This window comes from Micromonospora matsumotoense (assembly GCF_900091525.1).
Classification (GTDB): Bacteria; Actinomycetota; Actinomycetes; order Mycobacteriales; family Micromonosporaceae; genus Micromonospora; species Micromonospora matsumotoensis.
Genome location: NZ_FMCU01000039.1, coordinates 1 through 24,611 on the forward strand (window position 1 = coordinate 1; position 24,611 = coordinate 24,611).

The 24,611-nt window shown below is 71.2% G+C and carries 6 protein-coding genes; 1 reads left to right on the plus strand and 5 read right to left on the minus strand.

The window, feature by feature from the left end; translation table 11 throughout:
• Window positions 1-13,236 (minus strand): non-ribosomal peptide synthetase (locus tag GA0070216_RS33140; protein ID WP_176739269.1); only part of this gene is annotated, 13,236 nt, incomplete at its 3' end.
• Between the two features lie 479 nt (window positions 13,237-13,715).
• Between GA0070216_RS33140 and GA0070216_RS33145 the strand changes: the two genes are divergently transcribed.
• Window positions 13,716-14,684 carry a GNAT family N-acetyltransferase gene (locus tag GA0070216_RS33145; protein ID WP_091254773.1) on the plus strand — a complete coding sequence of 323 codons (969 nt, stop codon included), beginning with the start codon at window positions 13,716-13,718 and terminating at the stop codon, window positions 14,682-14,684.
• On the opposite strand, the gene GA0070216_RS33150 is transcribed toward GA0070216_RS33145, so the two are convergent.
• From GA0070216_RS33150 to GA0070216_RS33165, 4 genes are all read right to left on the minus strand, one after another.
• Window positions 14,678-15,937, minus strand: a complete 1,260-nt coding sequence (locus GA0070216_RS33150) for a pyridoxal phosphate-dependent aminotransferase (RefSeq protein ID WP_091254776.1) — start codon at window positions 15,935-15,937, stop codon at window positions 14,678-14,680. The genes GA0070216_RS33145 and GA0070216_RS33150 overlap by 7 nt on opposite strands.
• Before the next feature lie 66 nt (window positions 15,938-16,003).
• Window positions 16,004-16,894 carry a dihydrodipicolinate synthase family protein gene (locus tag GA0070216_RS33155; protein WP_091254779.1) on the minus strand — a complete coding sequence of 297 codons (891 nt, stop codon included), beginning with the start codon at window positions 16,892-16,894 and terminating at the stop codon, window positions 16,004-16,006.
• A 119-nt stretch (window positions 16,895-17,013) separates the two neighbouring features.
• Complete coding sequence (locus tag GA0070216_RS33160) at window positions 17,014-17,838, minus strand: 2OG-Fe dioxygenase family protein (RefSeq protein WP_218108362.1); 825 nt, start codon at window positions 17,836-17,838, stop codon at window positions 17,014-17,016.
• Between the two features lie 308 nt (window positions 17,839-18,146).
• Window positions 18,147-24,527: a non-ribosomal peptide synthetase gene (locus GA0070216_RS33165; RefSeq protein ID WP_245722893.1), complete on the minus strand. Its 6,381-nt coding sequence runs from the start codon at window positions 24,525-24,527 to the stop codon at window positions 18,147-18,149.
• Window positions 24,528-24,611: the final 84 nt, after the last annotated feature.

Below are 24,611 nucleotides of genomic sequence, written 5' to 3' on the forward strand. Positions count from 1 at the left end.
CCCCGGCACCCCACCCCCACACCGCGCCGCATACGCCACCGACACATCCCGCGCCAACGGACCCATCGACCACCCATCACCCGCAATGTGATGCACCACCACCACCAAAACCCCACCATTCACCAACACCGCCCGCAACGGCACCTCCACCGACACATCAAAAGGCCGCCCCACCACCTCCGCCACCACCGCATCCACATCCACCGACTCCACACACTCCAACCGCCAATCCAACTCCGCCACACCCAACACCCGCTGAAACGGCTCCCCATCCACCACCGGAAACACCGTCCGCAACACCTCATGCCGACCCACCACATCCACCAAAGCCGCAGAAAGCGCCACCACATCAACACCACCAACAAGCCGCAAAACCACCGGCACGTTATAAGCCGCCGTCGCCCCCTCCAACTGATTGATAAACCACAACCGACGCTGCCCGAACGACAACGGCAAACGCTCCGGACGCTCCCCCGCCACCAACACCGGCCGGGCAGCACCACCCTCACCCAACCGCCCCGCCAACCGCCCCGGCGTCGGCGCCTCGAACAACACCCGCAACGACAAATCCACCCCAAAAACCGACCGCAAACGACTCAACAACCGCACCGCCAACAACGAATGCCCACCCAACGCGAAGAAATCACCATCCACTCCGACGGCATCCAGGCCAAGGATCTCGGCGAACATCGCGCACAGCATCTCCTCGCGGGCATTCGCGGGGCCACGGCCAGAACCGGCTGCGAACTCCGGGGCTGGCAGCGCCCTGCGGTCCAACTTGCCGTTCGCGGTCATCGGCAGCGCATCGAGCGCGACGACGGCGGCCGGAACCATGTAGTCGGGCAGCCGCTGGCTCACATGCTCACGGACGCCGGCGCCGTCACCACCCACCACATAGGCGACCAGCTTTTCGTCGCGGACGATGACCGCCGCCTGGGTGACGTCCGGGTGCGCAGCCACGGCTGCCTGCACCTCACCCAACTCGATCCGGAACCCCCGCAGTTTCACCTGCTCGTCCGCGCGCCCCAGGTACTCCAGCCGCCCCTCGGCATCCCAGCGGGCCAGGTCGCCGGTGCGGTACATGCGCTCCCCCAGCCCGCCATACGGGCAGGCCACGAACCGATCTGCGGTCAGCCCCGACCGGCCCAGGTAGCCCCGCGCCAGGCCGGCGCCGGCCAGGTACAGCTCGCCGGACACACCCGGCGGCACCGGTCGCAGGCTCGAATCCAGCACGTAGACGCGGGTGTTCGCCACCGGCCGACCGATCAACGGCCGGTCGCTGTCCCGCGCGTCGAGCGCGGTGGCGTACACGGTGATTTCGGTGGGGCCGTACAGGTTCACACACCGCACACCGTCGGCGGCGCGCAGGTCGGTCCAGACCTGCGGGGTCGCCGCCTCGCCGCCGAGCATCACGATCTCCGGCGGGGCGGCCAGCAGGCCGTCGGCGACCAGCCGTTCCGCATACGTCGAGGTGACCACGTCGAGGACCCGGACGTCCCGATCCCGGACGTACGCCACGGTGGCGGCGGTGTCGCGGCGGATGTCATCGGCGACGACGTGCAGCTCGTGCCCGGCGGTCAGCCACAGCAGCGGGTCCACCGAGGCGTCGAAGGACAGCGATGAGGTGAACGCCACCCGCCTACGCCCGTCCGTGACGGCGGGGATGAAGCGGGAGGTGTGCACGCTGTACAGGTTGCGCAGGCCGCGGTGGGTGACCGCGACGCCCTTGGGCCGACCGGTGGAGCCCGAGGTGTAGATGACGTACGCCGTCTGGTCGGCGTGCCACGGCGGGACGGGACCATCGGCCGGCGCGCCGGACAACTCGTCAACGGTGGCCGGGGCGTCGAGCACCAGCACCGGGGTGCCCGCCGGGACCGCGTCGGCGGTGCGAGTCGAGGCCAGCAGCAGCGCCGGAGCGGCGTCGGCAACCACGAACGCGATCCGCTCCGCCGGGTACTCCGGGTCGATCGGCAGGTACGCCGCCCCGGCCCGCCACACCGCCAGGATCGCCGTCACGGCATCCAGGCCGCGCTCGAGTACGAGCCCGACCAGCGACTCCGGGCCCACCCCACGGTCGGCGAGCAACCGGGCCAACCGGTTCGCCCGCGCCTCCAACTCGGCGAACGTCAGCGCCGCGTCACGGAACACCAACGCCGTCGCATTCGGCGTCGCCGCCACCTGCGCCGCGAACACCTCCGGCAGCAACGGCGCGGCGACCTCGACCGCCGTGTCGTTCCAGTCGACCAGGACCCGACGCAGCGCAGCGCCGTCGAGCACGTCGACGTCGCCCAGGGCGACGTCGTCCGTGCTCTCCAGGGCGGCGACCAGACCGGCCGTGGTCGTGGCCAACAACACGCCGACCTCGTGCGAGTCAATGGCCGGCACGCCGTCGACGGTGAACGCGAGGCCGGTGCCGTCGTCGTCCACGGACACCGACAGCGCGAAGTTGTGGTACTCGCGGGCATAGACGACGGACACGCCGTCGAGAGCCGCGTCCGGCTCGGTTGCCGTGTTGTGGCGGTAGTTGAACAGCGACGTGAACAGCGGGGCGGCGCCGGACACGCTGCTGGCCCGCTGGGCGATCGCCAACGGCGCGTGCTCGTGCTCCAACAACCCCGCGAGCTGGTCGCGCATCGCCGCGACCACCGCCCGAACGCCCACCCCGTCGGTGCGCACCCGCACCGGCAGGGTGTTGATGAACGGCCCCGGCACCCGATCCGCACCCGCGCCTGCGTTCATCCGACCGAACAACACCGTGCCGAACACCACGTCCGAACGACCGGCGACGGCAGCCAGGACACGTGCCCACGCCACATGCAGCACCGTCGCCGGGCTGGTACCCAACACCCGGGCCACGTCACGCAGCCGTGCCGTCACCGCGTCGTCGAGCCCGACCCGGGCGAACTTCTCACCGATGCGCTGGCCGCGCACATCGAGCAACCCGTACGGCGCGGTCGGCTCGTCCACGTCACCGAGCAGCCCGGCGAAGTACCGCTCGTGTTCCTCGACGCTGACACCACCCCGAGCCTGCGCGACGAACTCCCGGAACGGCACCGGGACCGGCAGCTGCCCGCCGCGACCGGCGAGGATCGCCTCGATCTCACCCAGCATCACGTCCATGCCCGTGTGGTCCTCGATCATGTGGTGGGCGCGGACCAGCGCCTGCCAGTGATCGGTGCCGGGCACCGCGGCGAGGTGGACATCCAGCAGCGGCGCCCGACGCAGGTCCATCCAGAGCCCGACCCGCCCCACCAGGGCCGACGACAGGTCGTCGGTCTCCGGCAACACCACCTCGGTGACCGACAGCTCCGCCGACCGCCACACCACCTGCACCGGAGTGTCCAGCCCCTCCCAGACCACGCCCGTGCGATAGATGTCATGCCGGTCGACCACCTGCTGCACGGCGGCCAGGAACGCGTCAAGACGCTGCCGGGAATCGAACTCCAGCACCGTGGGCGTCACGTACGCGTCCACGCCCCCCGCAGCCAGCAGGTGATGGAACAGCAGCCCCTCCTGCAGCGGTGCCAACGGATACACGTCCGCGACGTTCGACGCACCACCGGCCACGGTGGCCACGACCCGGTCGAGTTGCGCCTGCGTGAGGTCCACCAACGGCAACATCGCCGGGGTGATCGCGGTGGCACCGCTCGGAATCCCGTTGACCGGCACCTCGACCTGGTCGGCTTCCGCCGCGGTGGCCAGGCCAGCGGGCGTGGGGGTCTGGAACAAGGCCCTTACCGCGACCGACACGCCGCGCTGGCGCAGCCACTCCACCAGTCGTACGACCAGCAGCGAGTGACCGCCGAGGGCGAAAAAGTCGTCGTCCACCCCGACGCTCGGCAGACCGAGCACCTCGGCGAAGCCGGCGCACAACACCCTCTCCCGCTCGTTCGCGGGAGCCCGACCCCGACCCGCCAGGCCGGCGAAGTCCGGAGCTGGCAAGGCTCGCCGGTCCAGCTTGCCGGCAACGGTCATCGGCAGCTCAGCGAGGAGCACCACCACCGGCACCATGTAATTGGGCAGTCGCTCAGCGACGAAGCGACGGACCCGCTCCGGCAGGTCCGCGCTGTCCTCCACGGCCACCACATAGGCGACCAACCGCCCGTCGTCGACCACGACCGCGGCCTGGACCACCTCCGGGTGGGCGCCCACGGCGGCCCGGACCTCCTCCAGCTCGATCCGGAACCCTCGGATCTTGACCTGGTCGTCGGTGCGGCCCTGGAACTCCAGTCGCCCCTCGGCGTCCCAGCGCACCAGGTCGCCGGTGCGGTACATCCGCACGGCCGGCGCGAACGGGCAGGCCACGAACCGCATACTGGTGGTGCCGGGCTGGTTGAGGTACCCGCGGGCCACACCCGCGCCGGCCAGGTACAACTCACCCGCGACCCCCACCGGCACCGGTGACAGCCACTGGTCCAGCACGTACGCCTGGGTGTTGGCGATCGGCACCCCGACCGAGGGCCGGTCGGTGTCGCCGACCGCCAGACCGAGAGCGTCGACGGAGTACTCGGTGGGCCCGTAGAGCGGTACGAACCGCATCTCCTCGGCGTCGCGCAACTGCTCCCACAAACGCTGCCCGACCGCCTCGCCGCCGAGCAGAAAGACAGTCGGCGGCGTCTCGAGCAGCCCGTCGACGATCAGTTGCTCGGCATAGGTCGGCGTCACGTCCATCACGCCGATGCCAGCGTCCCGCACGTACCGCACCACCGCCGCGGTGTCCCGGCGAACGTCGTCGTCCAGCACATGCAGCTCGTGGCCGGCCACCATCCACAGCAACCCCTCCCACGACGTGTCGAACGACAACGACGCGGTCAACGCGAACCGCAACCGGCGATCCTCGAAGTCCGCCAGCACCCCCGCACGGTGAGACGCGTACAGGTTCCGCAACCCGCCGTGGGTCAGCAGCACACCCTTCGGCCGACCCGTCGACCCCGACGTGTAGATCACGTACGCGGCCGTCTCCGGACCTACCACCGACGCCACCGGCCCGCTTGAGACCTCAGCCAGCTCCGCGACGAAGGCGGCGTCGTCCACCGCCAGTCCCGCCACCCCGGCCGGCACCGATTCCCGCAGGTGCGCGGTCGTCAGCACCACAGCCGGCGCGGCATCCGCGACCATCAACCTGATCCGCTCAGCCGGATACTCGATGTCCAGCGGCAGGTACGCGGCACCCGCCTTCAACACCCCCAGGATCGCCACCACCACGTCCACCCCACGCGGCAGCAACAACCCCACCACCGATTCGGCGCCCACACCCCGACCCGTCAGCAACCGGGCCAACCGGTTGGCGCGCCCCTCCAACTCGGCGAACGTCAGCGACACCTCCCGGCACACCACGGCGACCGCGTCCGGGGTGGCCGCCGCCTGCGCCGCGAACACCTCCGGCAGCCACGGCGACGGCACCGGCATGGCCTTGTCGTTCCACTCGGTCATCACCCGCCGCCGCTCGCCGGTGTCGAGGACGTCCACGATGCGTACCGGCGCTGTCGGGTCGGCGAGGACGCCGTGCAGCACCCGGACGAAGCGCCGCGTGAGCGTCTCAACCGTCGCCGGGTCGAACAGGTCCGCAGCGGCGACGACGGCACCGGTCATGCCGGCCGGCGCGCCCGCATCGTCGAAGGTCTCGCCGAGCGTCACGTCCAGGTCGAACTTCGCCGCTGGCGACGAACCCGGCAGGGAATCGGCAGCCGCCCCCGGTAGCTCCAGCACCGCGTCGGCGGTGTTCTGGAGGGTCAACATCACCTGGAACAGCGGATTACGCGCCATCGAACGGGCCGGGGCCAACTCCTCGACCAGCCGCTCGAAGGGCACGTCCTGGTGCTCGAACGCCGACAGGGCCGTCGCGCGGACCTGGCCCAGGAGATCGACGAACGAGGGGTCACCGGACAGATCGGTGCGCAGGACCAGGGTGTTGACGAAGAACCCCACCGCGTCATCGAGCGCGACGTCGGTACGGCCGGCGATCGGAACACCGATCGGCAGGTCGGTCCCGGCACCCAGCCGGGACAGCAGCACGGCCAGGGCGGCCTGCAGCACCATGAACACCGTGGTGCCCTCGGCCCGGGCGACGTCGCGCAGTCTCGCGTGCAGGTCGGCGGTAAGCGTGAGCGGCACGGAGTGGCCGGCATAGCTGGCGACCGCCGGGCGGGGCCGGTCGAAGGGCAGCGCCAACTCCTCGGGGGCGTCGGCGAGCACCTGCCGCCAGTAGGCGACCTGCCGGGACAGCAAGCTGTCCGGGTCGTCGGCGGCGCCCAGCAGATCGCGTTGCCAGAGCGCGTAGTCGGCGTACTGGACGGACGGCGGCTCCCACCCCGGCGCTGCGCCCTGCCGTCGGGCGGCGTAGGCGACGGAGAGGTCCCGGGCCAGCGGCTCCATTGACCAGCCGTCACCGGCGATGTGGTGCACGACCACCGCGAGCACGTGCTCGTCGGGGCCGGTCTCGAACAGCCAGGCCCGGATCGGCACCTCGCGGGACAGGTCGAACGGGTAGGAGACCGCAGCGGTGACGGCCGCCTCGACCGCCTCGGGCGCGAGCGACCGGGTCGACAGCTCCCAGGGCAGGTCGTCCAGGCCCAGGATGCGCTGGTACGGCTCGCCGTCGGCAACAGCGAAGACGGTACGCAGCACCTCGTGCCTGCCGATGACGTCGCGCAGTGCGGCGTTCAGCGCGCTCGGGTCCGCATCACCGGCCAGCCGCAACACGACCGGCATGTTGTACGTGCCGGACGGCCCTTCGAGCTGCGCGATGAACCAGAGTCGCTGTTGGGCGAACGACAGTGGCGGCCGTCCCGAACGTTCCCGCGGGGTCAACGCGGTCCGCGCCTGGCCGCCCTCGCCCAGCCTGGCGGCCAGCGCCGCCGGTGTGGGCGCGTCGAAGAGCGCACGCAGCGGCAGTTCCGTGGCGAAGACGCTGCGGAGCCGGCTGATGAGCCGGACGGCGAGCAGGGAGTGCCCGCCGAGGGCGAAGAAGTCGTCTTCGAGTCCGACAGCCGGCAGGTCCAGCACCTCGGCGTACGCCGCGCAGAGCAGTTCCTCGCGCAGCGAGAGCGGTGCCCGGCCGGCGGCCGCCGTGTAGTCCGGTGCCGGCAGCGACCGCTGGTCGAGCTTGCCGCTCACCAGCGTGGGCAGCGCGTCGAGCACGACGACCGCGGCGGGGACCATGTGCCGGGGCAGTCGCTCGCCCACGAACTGGCGGATCGTCAGCGGCAGTGTCGCCGCGTCCGCGTGCTCGGCGGTCACGACGTAGGCGACCAGCCGACGGTCGCCGGCGACCTCGTCCCGCACGATGACGGCGGCCTGGGTCACGTCCGGATGCGCGGCGACGGCCGCCTGTACCTCGGCCAGCTCGATGCGGAAGCCGCGGATCTTGACCTGCGAGTCGCTGCGCCCCAGGTAGGCCAGTCGCCCGTCCCGGTCCCAGCGCACGACGTCGCCGGTGCGATACATGCGCTCGCCGTCGCCCCACGGGCAGGCCACGAACCGCTCGCCGGTCAGCGAGGGGCGACGGACGTACCCGCGGGTGAGGCTCGCGCCGGCGAGGTACAGCTCACCGGCGACGCCGACCGGAACCGGTTGCAGGCGCCCGTCGAGCACGTAGGCCCGGGTGTTGCTGATCGGCCGGCCCACCAGCGGATGTTCGATGCCGTCCAAGGGCAGGCCAAGGGCGTCGACGGTGTACTCGGTCGGGCCGTAGATGTTGAAGGCCTGCACACCGTCCGCGGCCCGCACCTGGTCCCACAGGACCGTGCCCGCCGCCTCGCCACCGAGCAACAACACGGCCGGCCGGCGCAGCGGATCGGCCAGCAGGCCGTCGTGGACGAGTTGCTCGGCGTAGGTCGGGGTCACGTCCATGACGTCGATCCCCGGGTCGCGGACGTAGCGCACCATGGCGGTGGTGTCGCGTCGAACCTCGTCGCTCATCACGTGCAGCTCGTGTCCCGCGATGAGCCAGAGTAGGCCCTCCCAGGAGGTGTCGAACGACAACGACGCGGTCAGCGCGAACCGCATTCTGCGGTCGGCGCGGGCGATTGTGGTGCGGTGGTGGTACTCGTAGAGGTTACGGAGACCGCCGTGCGTCGTCGCGACGCCCTTGGGCCGTCCGGTGGATCCCGAGGTGTAGTAGATGCAGGCGATGCCACTGCCGGTGGCCGCCGGCCATCCGGTCGGGTCCGCCTCCGGGCGGTCCAGCGCGGCGACGGTCGCCGGGTCGTCGAGCAGGATCACCGGGGCGTCCTCGGGGAGGACGTCGGCCAGCGCCGCGGCGGTCAGCACGGCGACGGGCGCGACGTCGTGCAGCATGAGTTCGATCTGCGCGGCCGGATATTCGGGATCGATCGGCAGGTATGCCGCGCCCGCCTTCAGCACCCCGAAGAGGGCCGCCACGGCGTCGGCGGTGCGGTCCAGACAGAGTCCGACCACCGTCTCCGGCCCGGCGCCCCGGTCGACGAGGAGCCGCGCGATCCGGTTGACCCGGAGTTCCAGCTCCGCGAAGGTCACCGTGCCCGACGCGGACACCACGGCCGCCGCGTTCGGGGTCCGAGCCGCCGGGGCCTGGAGAAGGTCGACGACGGTCCGCTCGTCGATCTCGACCGCGGTGTCGTTCCACTCCGTCAGGATCTGGTGGCGCTCGTGGTCGCTCAGGATCGGCAGGTCCGCCAGTCGTGGCTCGGGCGCGCCGCGCTGCGCGGCCTCCAGCGCCGACACGAGCGTTTCGATCGCCGTCGCCAGGTGGACGCCGACCGCCGGCGGGTCGATGGGAGCCACCGCGACGACCCAGGTGCCGATGGTGTCACCGTCGTCGTCGATCGAGACCGTCAGCGGGTAGTTGGTGTACTGCTCGGAGAAGATCACCCGGATTCCGTCGATCTCGTCGCTGACGGCGGGCTCGGGATTGTGCCGGTAGTTGAACAGGGTGGTCAGGAGCGGTGTGTCGCCGGTGACCGCGCTGGCACGCTGGGCGAGCACGAGGGGTGCGTGCTCGTGCTCCACCAGGGCCGCGAGCTGCGCCTGCATCCTCCGCAACGCCGCCGTGACACCTGCCTCGTCGGTTCGTACCCGTACCGGCAGGGTGTTGATGAAGGGCCCGGGAACGCGGTCGGACCCCGCGCCGCTGTTCATCCGACCGAGCAGGACGGTGCCGAAGATGACGTCGTCCCGGCCACTCACCACGGAGAGGACCCGCGCCCACGCCACGTGCAGCACGGTGGCCGTGCTCACCGAGTGCGCCCGCGCCACCCGTCGAAGCCGAGCGGTCAGCGCCGGGTCGAAGGCGAGCCAGTGCTCCGCGAAGTCGGTGCCGTCGCGTCGCACGTCGGTGAGCCCGTACGCCGCGGTGGGTTCGTCCACATCACCCAGCAGCTCGGCGAAGAACTCCTCGTGCTGCTGCTCGTCGCCGGCGCCGCGCGCCTGCGCGACGAAGTCGCGGAACGGCATGGGCGGGGCCAACTCGTCGCCCCGTCCGGCCATCAGGGCCCGTACCTCGTCGAGGACGACCTCGAGTCCGAGGTGGTCCTGCACGAGGTGGTGCACCCGCACGACGCCGAGCCACCGGTCACTGCCGGGGGCCGCGGCGATGTGCAGGTCGAGCAGCGGCGCCCTTCCCACGTCCATGGACTGGCCGGCGGCGGCGAGCAATGTGGGAACCGGGTCCGTGGCGGCTTCGTCGAGCGTCACCTCGACGACGGGCAGCACCACGCTCCGCCACACGACCTGAACCGGATCGGGTAGCCCTTCCCAGACGATCGCCGTGCGATAGATGTCGTGCCGGTCGATGACCTTCTGCAGGGCGTCGACGAAGCTGTCTAGCAGGTCCCGCGTGGCGAACTCGACGACCGTCGGCGTGATGTACACGTCGGCGCTGCCGGCGGAGAACAGGTGGTGGAACAGCAGCCCTTCCTGCAGCGGAGCGAGAGGGTACACGTCAGCGACGTTCGGTGCGCCACCCGCAACCGTCGACACCACGTGGTCGATCTGGGCGCTCGACAGCGACACCAGGGGCAGCATCTCGGGCGTGATGCGCTGGGCGTCCACCGGAATGGCGTTGGGCGGCACCACGGTGAGCGGCCGGGCGCCGGCCGCGTCGGCCGCCCGGGCCAGCCCGGCCGGGGTCGGCGTCTCGAACAGTGCCCGGACCGGCACCGACAGGCCCCGCTGACGCAGCCACTCCACCAACCGCACGATCAGCAGCGAATGGCCGCCGAGGGCGAAGAAATCGTCGTCCATGCCGACCTGCGGTAGGCCGAGCACGGCGGCGAAGCCCGCGCAGAGTAGCTCCTCCCGGGCGTCGGCCGGGGCGCGGCCGGCGCCGGCCGTGGCGGCGAAGTCCGGATCGGGCAGCGCCGAGCGGTCGAGCTTTCCGCTGACCGACAGCGGCAGCGCGTCCAGGACGAGAACGGCCGCGGGGACCATGTAGTCGGGCAGGACGGCGGCGACGTGCGCGCGGACCGCCGCCGGCAGATCGGTCCGGCTGGCTCCGTCGACAGGTACGACGTACGCCACCAGGCGACGCTCGCCGGCCTGGTCCTGCCAGGCCACCGCCGCCGCCTGGGCGACCTCCGGGTGGCCGGCGACGGCGGCGCGTACCTCGCCCAGCTCGATGCGGAAGCCGCGCACCTTGACCTGGTCGTCGTCGCGGCCGAGGAACATCAGCTGCCCGTCCGGGGTCCAGCGGGCCCGGTCGCCGGTGCGGTACAGCCGCGATCCGGCCGGGTCGAACGGGTCGGCGACGAACCGCTCGGCGGTCAGCTCCGGCCGCCTCAGGTAGCCGCGGGCCAAGCCGGCGCCGGCGACGTAGAGTTCCCCGGCGACTCCCGGCGGGACCGGGTTGAGCCATTGGTCGAGCACGTACATCCGGGTGTTGGCGATGGGCCGGCCGACCGGTACCGCGCCGCCGGCCACCAGCTCCGAGGTGAGCCGGGTGGTGGCCACGCCGATGGTGGTCTCGGTGGGCCCGTAGTGGTTGAAGACCTGACGCTCGCCGGCGACGTCGGTGAGCTGCCCGACCCAGGCGTGGTGGGCGGCCTCACCGCCGAGCACGAGAGACCGGGCCGGGAGCACCGCGGCGACACCACGGGCGGCCGACAGCGCGGCCAGGTGCGACGGCACCGCCTTGAGGTAGTCGATGCGGTGCCGGCTGAGGTAGTCGGTGACCGCGGCCGGGTCGGTGCTGGCGTCCTCGTCGAGGACGTGCAACTCGCCGCCGCTCACCAGGCTGGCGAAGAGCGTGGTGTTGCCCAGGTCGGTGGTGTGCGCCTGCAGCAGGGCGTACCGCCCGCCGGTCGGGCCGAAGCCGATCCGGTCGGGGACGCAGGACAGGTAGTTCGCCAGCGACGCGTGAGCTACGGCCACGCCCTTGGGCGTGCCCGTCGACCCGGAGGTGTAGATGACGTATGCCAGCGCGTCCGGGGACCCGTCGACCCGGGGAGACGTGGCATCGGCGGCGACGATCGCGGCGATGGCAGCCGGGGAGTCCAGCACCACTGTGGGTACGGCGGCGAGGGTGTCCTCGTCGGTGGTGTCCGTCGTGGTCAGCAGGACCGTGGCCGAGCTGTCGGCCAGCAGGTACGCCTGCCGGTCGGACGGCTGTCGGCCGTCGATCGGCAGGTACGCGCCGCCAGCCTTCCAGATTGCCAGGATCGACGTGATGGTGTCCAGACCTCGGCGCAGGCGCAACGCCACCACCGACTCGGGGCCCACGCCGAGGGTCAGCAGGTACCGGGCCAACCGGTTGGCCCGGCTGTCCAACTCCGCGTAGGACACCCGATCGTCGGCGCAGACGACGGCCGTCGCGTCCGGGGTGCGGGCGACCTGCGCCTCGAACCGTTCGACGGCCGTGGCGGTGGGCAGCGCGGTGGTGGTGTCGTTCCACTCCTCGATGACGCGGCGTCGCTCGTCGGGGTCGAGGAGCGTGAGCGCGCTCAGCCGGATGCCGGGGTCGGCGGTCACCAGGTCGAGCAGAGTGGCCAGGCGGTCCGCGATCCGCTGTGCCGACTCGACGTCGAACAGGTCGGCCGCCGCGGTGACCCATCCCGTGATGCCGTCCGGCTGCCCGGCCGGGTCGTACGTCTCCGAGACGCTGACGCTGAGGTCGAACTTCGCCGGGTCCGGTCCGGCTGGCAGGGCGGCGACCCGGACCCCGTCGAGGTCGAGTACCGCCTCCTCCTGGTTGAGCACGGTCAGCATCACCTGGAAGAGGGGGTGGCGGGCCAGCGACCGGGTGGGGGCCATCTCCTCAACGAGGCGCTCGAAGGGCACATCCTGGTTGGCCAAGGCGGCCAAGCCGTTCTCCCGAGCCTGCCGGACGAGGTGAGTGAAGGTCGGGTCGCCGGAGAGGTCGCTACGCAGGACCAGGGTGTTGACGAAGAAGCCGACGAGGTCGCGAAGTGCGACATCGGTTCGTCCGGCGACCGATACGCCGATCGGGATGTCGGACCCGGCGCCCAGTCGGGACAGCAGTGCCGCCAGGGCGGCCTGCAGGACCATGAAGACCGTTGCCCCTTCGCCGCGGGCGAGGCGGCGTAGCCGGGCGTGCACCGCCGCCGGCACGGTCACCGGGACGCTGTGTCCACGGTGGCTGACCACCGCGGGGCGCGGCCGGTCGGTGGGGAGCGTCAGCTCCTCCGGCACCCCGGCCAGTGCGGTACGCCAGTAGCCGAGCTGGCGCGACACGATGCTCTCCGGGTTCTGGTCGTCGCCGAGTAGCTCCCGCTGCCACAGCGCGTAGTCGGCGTACTGCACGGGCAGTGGTTCCTGGTCCGGTGCCCTGCCAGCGCACCGGGCCGCGTACGCGGTGGAGAGGTCGCGTGCCAGCGGGCCGCGCGACCATCCGTCGCTGGCGATGTGGTGGGTGACGACCACGAGGACGTGCTCGTCGGGGCCGGCGGAGAACAGCCAGGCCCGGATGGGCGCCTCGTGGGACACGTCGAAGGGCTGCCCGGTCGCGGCCATGACCGCCTCGTTCAGCGCCTGTGGCTGGTCGGCCGGCAGGTCGACGACCTCCAGCGCCCAGTCCAACTCGGCGATGTCGAGGATCCGCTGCACCGGTTCGCCGTCCACGGTCGGGAAGACCGTCCGCAGCGACTCGTGTCGTCCGATCACGTCGCGCAGTGCCCCGGCCAGCGCCGACCGGTCGATCCGCCCGGTCAACCGCAGCGCGATCGGGAGGTTGTAGGTGGCGCTGGGCCCCTCCAGTTGTTCGATGAACCACAGCCGGCGCTGCGCGAACGACAACGGGATCATCCTGACTCCTCCTGGCGGGACCCGACCCGGGGGCCGGTTCTGCTGAACGTTCCGCTCGACACTCACCTGCCGGTGACGAGCAGTCCGGCGGACGACCACGCACCGCCCGCTGCTTCGCCGGCGGCAGGCCTCGCCGTGAGGGGCCGACCGACGCTCAAGGGGCGTTGGGCAACGGGCGCCGACGTGCCGAGATGACGAGGCGGGTCGCCAGCGGTGCGAACCCGGAGCCATCATGCGAGGGGTGGCGGGATTCGTCACGGCGTCGGTTCTGTACAACCCGTCATGCCGCCAGTGATTGATCATTTGCGATAACAGGTCCTCAGCGGGCCGTTCGACTGGCACTGAGAACCAGTTGAACATCGCGGCCTTCCGGGAGGGCAGGTCAACGGCGGCGGACCTGACGCCCGCCGGGTGGAGGGGCACTTCCGGTTGGTTGTCAAGCCTTGCGCCGCCCAGCGCAGCACGGTCATCTTTGAGGTATGACGATCGATATATCGCCACTATCGCTCGAAAGTCCGACTTCCATCGAGGAATGGGTACATGTCAGCGAAGCGGTACGACGCTACGATCTCCCCATCATTCCGTCGACCACGCGTTCCGACATTGAACGGGCCCTGCGGCATCCCTGGCCCGGCCTCACCGAACTGGGATTCGTCGTACGGGCCGACGGCGAGCCGGTGGGCCAGTTCGGCCTGGCGTTTCAGCAGGACGACGCCGCGACCGCTGCTCTCGAGCTGGGAGTCAGCCCGAATCACCGTCGCCGCGGCTTCGGTCGGCAGATCCTGCGGGCCGTGGAGGACGTGGCCCACGGCCACGGTTGCCGCACGCTGTCCTCGAACGCGCTCTTCGACCATCCCGGTGTGAGCGTTGGCAGTGGGGGCGCCTCGGTCTTCGCGCGGGCGGCAGGCTACTCGACCGACGGCCCCGACCTCAACTACCGACTGCACACCGAGGGGACGGACGAACGCCGTCTCGACCTCGCCCTCGAACGCGGCTGGGCGAAGGCGACCGGCTATCGGGTGGTCAGCTGGATCGACCGCACGCCGAAGGAACTTGTCGACAGTGTGGCGTACCTCAACGGGCAGGACACCGACGACTACCACGAGACCGAGCGGCTGACCCAGGAGCGCGGGCGCACCGTCTACCACACCGGCATGGTGCACGAGGGCAGCGATCGCCTGGTCTCCTGGACCAGCCTGAGTTACCAGTCAGAGCATCCCTGGCACGGCTCCCAGCACAACACGATCGTCGATCCGCCTCATCGAGGGCGGCGGCTGGGCCTGGTCTCCAAAGTGGAGAACCTCCGGTTCTTCCTACGGCACCAGCCGCAGGTCACGGCCTGCGACACGCTGAACGCGGCCGACAACCACCCGATCATCTCCATCAACGAGGAACTGGGCTTCGTCCCGACGCACGCCTTCACCTCCTGGAGCCGCACCTACTACTGAGCGGCCGGTCCAGGACGCGGACGAGCGCCGACGGGGTCACGGCGTTCGTCCGCGGTGCCGGTGGTCACCGTCAACGACGCGGCGTCGGCGTCGGCGTGGCAGAACGCGACAAGCCGTGCTATGCCCTCGGCCAGCGCCTCGTCGTCGGCGGTCAGCGCGATCCGCACCCAGCCACCGCCGCGAGCGCCGAAGGTGGAGCCGGGAGCGACAAGCACCCGCTTTTCGCGCAGCAGCTCACGGGTCCAGTCCCAGTCACCGCCCTTGTCGTCGTGCCCGAACGGCGGGGCGGTGACCCGGGCGAAGACGTAGAAGGCGCCCTGCGGGTCCGTGTACGGGATACCGGCGTCCCGCAGCCTCCGGGTGACGCCGGCGCGTCGCCGCAGGTAGGTGGTCCGCATGTCGGTCAGCGCCTGCTGCGGCCCCTCGAGCGCGGCCAGCGCGCCGGCCTGCGCGGCGATGTTCACACAGCAGATCGCCATCTCCTGGAGGCGCAGGCAGAGCGCGGACAGCGATCGGGGCACCACCAGGTAGCCCACTCGCATGCCGGGCATCGCGAACGTCTTGGAGAAGCTGAAACAGCTGATGACGCGTTCGTCATCGAGCGCGGCGGGGCTGAGGTGGGGGCCGGTGAACTGGAACGACTCGTAGCACTCGTCCGAGACCACCCACAGGTCGCGACGCCGGGCCAGGTCGACGAGTCCGTGCAGGGTCTCCGCCGACAGCACCGCTCCGGTCGGGTTGCCCGGGGAGTTCACCACGATCACGTGGGTGGCAGGGGTGATGGCACGTTCCAGCTCGGCCAGTTGGGTGGCCGCCGAACCGTCGGCCGCCAGCGCGTACGGCCGTGCCACGCCACCGAGCGACCGGACCGCCATCGCATAGTTCGGCCAGCCCGGGTCCGGCACCAGCACCTCCTGCCCGGGCGCGAGTATCGCGGACAGGGCCAACTGGACGCCCTGGGTGGCACCGGCAGTCACCAAGACCTGCTCGGTGCCGACCCGGACGTCGTTCTGCCGGACCAGCTTGGCCCGGATCGCCTCGACCAACTCCGGTTCGCCGCGGTTCGGCCCGTAGCGCGCCGTGCCCCGACGTACGGCCTGCTCGACGGCGGCGACCACATGGGCCGGCGAGGGCAGGTCCGGCGCGCCGATGTGCAGGGCCACCTCCGGGCCGGGTAACTCCTGCAACCACTCGCTGATGGCCCGGAAACCGGACCTCCCCACCGCTTGCGCGTACGAGCCGACTGACGGCATCTGTGCCTCCTGAGAGAGGGTCTCCGCTGGTTCGGCGACCGGGGGCGGGCCGGACCCTGGCGCGAGTCAGAGCACGTGGATCTTCTTCATCACCATCAGCAGTTCCTCGCGCGACTCCGCGTCGATCTGGCGCAACGGCGACCGGACGTGGCCGCTGGCGATCACACCCATGGCGGCCGCCACCGCCTTGAACCGGGCGATGAAGTTGCGCTCCGGAATGGAGATGGCGACCATCGCCGGAAGCAGCGTGTTGGTGAAGATGGAGTACGCCTCGTCCAGGTCACCCCGGTGGTACGCCTCGTGCACCGCCATGACCTCACGGGGCTGGATGTTGCCGGTGGCGATGGTGCTGCCCACCGCGCCAGCCCGGAAGGTGCTCAGGAGCGCGCTGTCCTCGCCGGCCAGCGGCACCACGCCCGGGGCCAGCCGCCGGATGTCGCTGGCCCGCTCCGGGTCGGTGAACGCCAGCTTCACGTACCTGACATTGGAGGCCCGTTTCGCCACCTCCGCGACGACCTCGGCCGGGACGGGGATCTTGGCGGCACCGTCGTACAGCATGACCGGCAGGTCGGTTGAGCGGGCCACGGTCGTGAAGTGCTCGATCTGCGCGGCCGGCGACTGGTCGAAGTAGAGCGGGGGCAGCACCATCACACAGTCGGCACCGGCCTCCCGAGCCGCCCGGGCGAGTTCGACCGCCGCGGCGGTGCCGTCCGCGCCCACGCCGAGGGTGACCGGCACCCGGCCGGCGACCTGGGTCACGACGCTACGCATCACCTCGACCCGCTCGGCACCGGACAGGGTGAAGAACTCGCCGGTCGTGCCGAGCGCGATGATGCCCTGGATTCCCCCTCCCAGCACGAAGTCGATGAGCGAGGCCATCGACTTGTGATCGAGCTCTCCGGAGTCGTCGAAGGGGGTCACCACGAGGGTGTTGGCCCCACCCGGTACGAGATCCATGCTGCGTCCTCTCTCCGTCGTGTGCCGCGGGCCAGACGAACCGCGGCGCCGTCGCAACGGGTCCCCGGCCGGGGACCCGTTGCGACGGGAACGTCTGTGGATGTAGCCGTCGATGAGGCTCAGAAGTCGGGCACGAAAGGCGCGACGCCGATGATCAGGATCGAGCGCTGGCCAGGGCCCGGGGCGTCGCCCAGCCGCACCGGGCTGACGTGGTGGCTGACCCGATGGTCGTGCACCACGTACGTCTCCAGCGGCTCGGCCAGGGTGAACTGGGCGTGGATCGCCTCCGGCGCCAACTCCTCGGGCTGTCGCCCGGCGCTCTCCGGAGTGGCGATGACGTTCTCGCCACCGACCACGTTGTGACAGTCGACGAGGTGCGCGAAGGTGAACATGTTCGCTCCGCCGTCCTGGTGCAGGCAGTTCGGCGAGGAGACGGCGACATCGCCGCGGTTGCCGACGGCAAGCTTCACCATGTGCAGACCGATGTAGATCGGGGTCCGGGCCATTTCTTCGAGCCACTTCAATTGAGCAATGTCGGACCGGATGATCTGCAACAGCAGCGCATTCCTCTGCAACGTCTCCGGAACCTCAGGAAAGCGCCGCCGCAATTGCGTGAAGTCAGGGTTGTAACGCCCTTGATGGTATTCCGCGACGGAGCCGTAGCTGTTGTCCGGTATGCCGGGAATCCAGAACAGCCCCTCATTCCACGGCAGGTACACCAGGCGAGAGTACCGGCGGAAACGTTTACCACCGGGCGCGTACGGGTCCTCAGGCAAGCCGGCGAATGCGGCCGCGAGCTGCTGGAAGTCTTCCGGGCACTGGTCCGCCGAGAACCCGAATTCGGCGGCTCGACCGCGGGCGAAGCCGCGCTCGGGCAGCGCTTGGGCATCCGTGTCCCGCCGATCCGGCAACACCATAGCCGCCTCGGGCCGACTCCCGTCCATGAATTGTCCCTCTCCAGAGCGTTCACGCTCCACCGACGGCCTTAGGAATTTGTCGATTACAGTGAAACATGTCTTTGGTGCGGTGGCCAGGAATCGTCCTCGGGGAAATGGTTGGACGCCACGGGGCGGCCAAGGAATACGCCGATGCCGGCTCGTCGGGCGTACACGCTCAACTGCTTCCGACGGCGGTTGAACACGCCGGTGCGCCGCCGATGATCTGCTGGCGGTCGACGGAGCCACGATCCGAACGAGCGGGCCGTCGGCGCGCGGGTGACTGTCACCCGCGCGCCGACGGCCCGCTCGTTCGATCAGTCGGTACGGCCCCGCATCGGACGCAGCGCCGGCCGGGCCGGAGCAGCGGCGGCCGCACCCATCCGCCCGGCCAACCCGGCCGGGGTGGGCGACTCGAACAACTCCCGGATGCCCACCTCGACCCCGAGCCGGTCCCGGATCCGGCCGATGACGTCGATCGCCAACAGTGAGTGGCCGCCCAGCTCGAAGAAGTCGTCGTCGGCGGTGACCAGGTCCAGGCCCAGCGCGGCGGCGAACACCGCACAGATCGCCACCTCCTCAGGCGTCGCCGGTGGCCGGCCCAGACCGGCTCGGGCCACGTGATCGGGTGCCGGCAGCGCCTGCCGGTCCAGCTTGCCGTTGGGGGTCAGCGGAATCGCGTCCACCAGCACGACGGCGGACGGCACCATGTACTCCGGCAGGGTGGCCGCCACCGTGGCCCGAACCTCACGGGACAGCCCGCCGCGGTCGGCCCCGTCGGCCGCCACCACGTAACCGACCAGACGTCGATCGCCGGCCGTGTCCTCGCGCAACGTCGCAACGGCCCGTCCCACGCCCGGGTGCGCGGCCAGCGCCGCCTGAACCTCGCCCAGCTCGATCCGGAACCCCCGCAGCTTCACCTGGTCGTCGGTTCGGCCGAGGAACACCAACTCCCCGTCGGCGGTCCACCGCACCAGGTCGCCGGTGCGGTACATCCGCTCCCCGGCCACGCCGTACGGGCAGGCCACGAAGCGCTCCGCGGTGAGTCCCCGGCGGCGCACGTAGCCGCGGGCGAGCTGGTCGCCGGCGACGTAGAGTTCGCCGGCCACTCCCGGGGGCACCGGTGCCAACGCACGGTCCAGGACGAAGGCCCGGCTGTTGGCCAATGGTCCGCCGAACGGCACGGTGGCACCGCTACCGGCGCGGTCCGGATCGACAAGCCCGGCCGCGACGATGACTGTCGCCTCGGTCGGCCCGTACGCGTGGGTCAGCCGTCGGCCCCGAGCCCAGGTCGTCAGCAGGGACGGCTCGATGCTCTCCGAGCCGACCACCATCGACTCCACTCCGACCAGGTCGTGCGGTGACAGGACACCGAGCAGGGACGGCACCACGCTGGCCGACCGGACGCCGGTCCGTCGAACCAGCTCGCGCAGCAGCGCCGGCTCGGCGCGTTGGGCCGCGGTGGCGACCACGAGCGTGCCACCGCAGGCAAGCGTGACCGCCAGGTCGAGCACGGAGGCGTCGAAGCTGAACGACGCGAACTGCAACACCGGAGTCCCCGGGCCCACCCGCAGCACCGACCGGAACACCTCCACCAGGTTGGTCAGGCCGCCGTGTGGCACCGCGACGCCCTTCGGCCGCCCGGTGGAGCCCGAGGTGTAGATGACGTAGGCGGCATGGGCCGGCGACAGCACCGGGCCAGCGGGGGCGGGCCCAGCGTCCGCTGCCGGCGCGTCGAGCAGGATGCACGGGGTCCCGTCGGGCAACAGCTCGGCGTGCGCCTGATCGGTCACCATCACGGCCGGCACCGCGTCGTCGATCAGGTACGCGATGCGCTCGGCCGGCTGCTCCGGGTCGATCGGCAGGTAAGCGGCGCCCGCCTGCCAGGCCGCCACGATCGCGACGACCATGTCGACGCCGCGCGGCAGGCACAGACCCACGATGGTCTCCGGGCCGGCGCCCGCGTCGCGCAGTGTCCGGGCCAGTCGCCGCGCGCGGGCGTCCAGTTCGGCGTAGCTGAGTGCCGTGTCGTCGTACCGCACCGCCACCGCGTCGGGACTCTCGACGGTCCGGGCGGCGATCAGGTCCGGCACCAGCGTGCCGGGCACCGGGCGGCCGGTGTCGTTCCACCGAGCCAGGACCAGTTCCCGCTCGGCCGGGTCGAATACGTCGACCGAGCCGACCCGCACCGCCGGGTCGGCGGTCACCGCTTCCACCGTCCGGACGAAGCGCCTGGCCAACTGATTGACCGTTTCCGCTTCGAACAGGTCGGCGGCGGCGATGAGCACCCCGTCCAGTCCGGCCGGCGCGCCCGACGCGTCGAAGGACTCGGCGACGATCACCTCCAGGTCGAACTTGGCGACCGACAGCTCTGCCGGCGCCTCCTCGACCCGCAGGTCAGGCAGGTCCATGACCGCGGCGGCGTTGTTCTGCAGGGTCAGCATGACCTGGAACAGCGGGTGCCGGGCCAACGATCGAGTCGGCGCCAGCTCCTCGACCAGCCGCTCGAACGGCACATCCTGGTTCGCCAGACCGGCCAGGCCGGCGTCCCGTACCCGGTTCAGCACCTCGTCGAACGCCGGGTCGCCGGACAGATCGACCCGGGTGACGACGGTGTTGACGAAGAACCCGACCAGGTCGTCGAGGGCCAGATCGGTGCGTCCGGCGCTTGTGGAACCGATCGGCACGTCGGTGCCGGCACCCACTCGGGACAGCAGCACGGCGAGGGCCGCCTGCAACGCCATGAACACCGTCGCCCCCTCGGCGCGCGTCACCTCGCGCAGCCGGGCGTGCAGGGCGGCCGGCAGGTGCACCGGCACCTCGTGGCCTTGGTGCGAGGCGACGGCGGGGCGGGGCCGGTCGGTGGGCAGGGACAGCTCCTGCGGCACGCCGTCGAGTGCCGACCGCCAGTACCCGACCTGCCGGGACAGCAGACTGTCCGGATCGTCGTCGGCGCCGAGTAGCTCACGCTGCCACAGGGCGTAGTCGGTGTACTGGACCGGCAGCGGCAACCAGTCCGGCGACCGGCCCGCCACGCGGGCCCCGTACGCGGCCGACAGGTCCCGGGCGAGCGGGCCCCGCGACCAGCCGTCACCGGCGATGTGGTGCAGCACCAAGACGAGGACGTGATCGTACGGTCCGATGGTCAGCAGCGACGCGCGCACCGGCGGCTCGACCGCGAGGTCGAACGGCCGCTCGGCGACAGCAGCCACGGCGGCCGGCAGCTCTGCGGCGGGCACCGCCGCCGTGGCCAGTTCCCAGTCCATGTCAGCCAGGTCGAGAATCCGCTGGTACGGCTCACCATCGGCAGTCGGGAACACGGTCCGCAGCGCCTCGTGCCGGCCGATCAGATCGCGCAGCGCCCCGTCGAGCGCCGGCACGTCCACCCGACCGGTGAGCCGCACCGCGATCGGCATGTTGTACGTCGCGCCGGGCCCTTCGAGCTGGTCGATGAACCAGAGCCGGCGCTGGGCGTACGACAGCGGCACCCGTGGCGGCCGGGGCCGGGCGGTCAGCGACAGTCGTGCGGCGCTGGCACCGGCCAGCCGCGCGGCCAGACCAGCGGGCGTGGGCGCTTCGAACAGGACGCGGATCTCCACCTCAACCCCGAGCATCGCCCGCAGCCGGCTGACCAGCCGCACGGCCAGCAGCGACTGACCGCCGAGCGCGAAGAAGTCGTCGTCCGCCCCGACCCGGTCGACGCCGAGCAACTCGGCGAACGCCGCGCAGATCAACTCCTCGCGTAGGTCGGCCGGAGCCCGTCCGACGGAACCGCGCAGGTCCGGCGCCGGCAGCGCCCGGCGGTCCAGCTTGCCGTTCGAGGTCAGTGGCAACGCGTCCAGCAGCACCAGCGCCGACGGGACCATGTAGTCCGGCAGCCGCTGCGCCGCCAGGCCGCGGATCAGGCCCGGCAGCTCCTCCGCCGCCTCCGGATCGGTTGGCACCAGGTAGCCGACCAGCCGCTTGTCACCAGGGCGGTCCTCGCGGACCACGACCGCGGCCTGCGCCACACCGGGATGGGCGGAGAGCACGGCGGCGATCTCGCCGGGTTCGATGCGGAAGCCGTGAATCTTGACCTGGTCGTCGGCGCGGCCGGCGAACACCAGTTCGCCGTCGGCCGTCCACCGGGCCCGGTCGCCGGTGCGGTACATCCGCTCGCCAGCGGCACCGTGCGGGCAGGCCACGAACCGTTCGGCGGTGAGGCCCGCCCGCCCGACGTAGCCGCGAGCCAGCCCCGCACCCGCCACGTACAGCTCACCTGCCACTCCGACGGGGACCGGGGTGAGCCGCTCATCGAGGATGAACGCCCTGCTGTTCAGCACGGGGGTGCCGATGGCCACCTCCCGGGCGTCCGGCGCGAACCGCCACAGGGTGGCGTCCACTGTGGTCTCGGTCGGGCCGTACGAGTTGAACATCCGCCGTCCCGGCGCCCAGCGCCGGAGCACGTCGAGCGGGCACGCCTCACCGGCCACCACCAGCACCACGTCGGAGGCGATGGAGGTTTCGTCGAGCGTGGCCAGCACCGCCGGCGGAAGGGTCACGTGCGTCACCCGTCGCTCGGCGAGGAACGTCGGCAGCGCCGTCCCGAGCCGGTGTTCGGCCGGGATCACCACGAGGGCGGCACCGGTCAGCAGCGCCATCATCCACTCCCAGCCGAACGTGTCGAAGCTGGCCGAGGCGAACTGGCCCACCCGGCAGCCCGCGCCGACGCCGAGGTAGTTGACGTGCCCGGCGACCAGGCTCGGCACTCCGGCGTGTGACACCAGGACACCCTTGGGCCTGCCGGTCGACCCCGAGGTGTAGATGACGTACGCCGGGTGATCCGCTCGGGCCCGCTCCCCCCGCCGCAGCGTGGTCGGTTCCCAGGCCGCCAGCTCAGCGGTCAGCTCGGCGCCGTCGGTGACCAGCACCGGCACGGTCGCCACGTCGGCCAGCACACCGGCGGTAGCGGTGGTGGCCAGCAGCACCGGCGGCTGCGCATCGTGCAGCATGTACGCGATCCGCTCGACCGGGTAGTCCGGATCGACGGGCAGGTACGCGCCACCGGCCTTGAGCACACCGAGCAGGGCCACGGTCAGCGCGACACCGCGCGGCATGCAGACCGCGACCAACGACTCCGGGCCGACCCCACGCGCGGCCAGGGAGCGCGCCAGCCGTTCGGCCCGCGCGTCGAGTTCGACGTACGTCAGCTCGCCGTCGTCGGCCACGACGGCCGGGGCGTCCGGTGCCCGGCGGACCTGCCGCTCGAACAACTCGGGGATCGTCGCGTCTGGCACCTCGATGGCGGTGTCGTTCCACTCCCGGAGGAGACGCTCGTGATCGCGCTCGTCGAAGACGTCCACCCCCTCCAGCGGCCCGTCCAGGCCCCCCTTGAGGGTGGCGCCGAGGGTGTCGACGAGGTTCTGCGTCGTAGCCTGCAGCAGCCCGCTGACCAGCTCCGCGTCGATCGGCGCGACAGCGTCGATGGCCAGCGCGAGCTGATCACCGTCGTCCTCGACCACCACCGACAGCGGGTAGTTGGTCGGCTCCTCGGAGTGCACCATCCGGATCCCGGCCATCGCCTCGTCCTCGGGGTCCACCGTGGCGTTGTGCCGGTAGTTGAAGATCGACGTGAACAGCGGCAGGTCGGCGGCGACCGCGCTGGCCCGCTGCGCCACCGCCAGCGGGGCGTGCTCGTGCTCCATCAGCTCGGCCAGTTGGTCACGCATCGCGGTGACTGCGGCGGACGCGCCCTGCTGGTCGATCCGCACCCGCACCGGCAGCATGTTCATGAAGGGGCCGGGCACCCGGTCGGAGCCGGCACCGGCGTTCATCCGGCCGAACAGCACCGTCGCGAACACCACGTCGTACCGGCCGGACAGGGCGGCGAGCACCCGGGCCCAGGCCACGTGCAGGAGTGTCGCCGGGCTGGCGCCGAGGTGCCGGGAGACGTCCCGGACCTGGGTCGACAACGCGGGTGGGAACTCGTGGACGACACGCGCCACGCCACTGCCACTGCCGAGCACGTCGGTCACCCCGAACGGCGCGGTGGGCTCGTCCACGTCGCCGAGCAGGGCGGCGAAGTAGCGCTCGTGCTGCTCCTCAGCCGCGCTGTAGCGGGTCTTCGCCACGAAGTCACGGAACGGCAGGGCTGGCGGCAGATCGTTGCCATCACCGGTGAGGATCGTCTTCAGCTCCGCCAGGGCCACATCCATGCCGGTGTGGTCCTCGACCATGTGATGGACGCGGATCAGAGCGAGCCAACGCTCGCGGCCCGGGATCTGGGCCACGCCGAGGTCCAGCAGTGGCGCTCGGCCCAGTGGCATGGCCATCCCGGTTGCGGTGATCAGCTCGGCCACCAGGTCGTCGACACCGGACGGTAGGACAACGTCGGTGACCGGTAGCACGGCGTGCCGCCGCACCACCTGGACGGGCTCGGTGAGGCCCTCCCACGCGATCGACGTGCGGTAGATGTCGTGCCGGTCGATGACCTTCTGCAGCGCGGTGATGAAGTCGTCGAGCCGGGATCGGGATTCCAGCTCCAGCACCATTGGCCGGATGTACGCTTCGTCGCCGCCTTCGGCCAACAAGTGGTGGAAAAGAATGCCCTCCTGTAGCGGGGCGAGAGGATAGATGTCGGCGATGTTCGCCGCCCCACCATCCACGGTCGCCGCGATGCGGTCGATCTGCTCCTGCGTCAGGTCCACCAACGGCAACATGCCCGGAGTGATCACCGACGCGTCCGCCGGGATCAGATTCGCCGGCACCTCGAAGGTGTCCACACCACCCGTGGCCGCCAACGC

Bases quoted from the DNA above. Each gene is read 5' to 3' on its own strand.
- GA0070216_RS33160 (WP_218108362.1), bottom strand. From the start codon at position 17,838: ATGGACGGGAGTCGGCCCGAGGCGGCTATGGTGTTGCCGGATCGGCGG.
- GA0070216_RS33165 (WP_245722893.1), bottom strand. From the start codon at position 24,527: ATGTTGCCGTTGGTGGACCTGACGCAGGAGCAGATCGACCGCATCGCG.
- GA0070216_RS33150 (WP_091254776.1), bottom strand. From the start codon at position 15,937: ATGCCGTCAGTCGGCTCGTACGCGCAAGCGGTGGGGAGGTCCGGTTTC.
- GA0070216_RS33145 (WP_091254773.1), top strand. From the start codon at position 13,716: ATGACGATCGATATATCGCCACTATCGCTCGAAAGTCCGACTTCCATC.
- GA0070216_RS33155 (WP_091254779.1), bottom strand. From the start codon at position 16,894: ATGGATCTCGTACCGGGTGGGGCCAACACCCTCGTGGTGACCCCCTTC.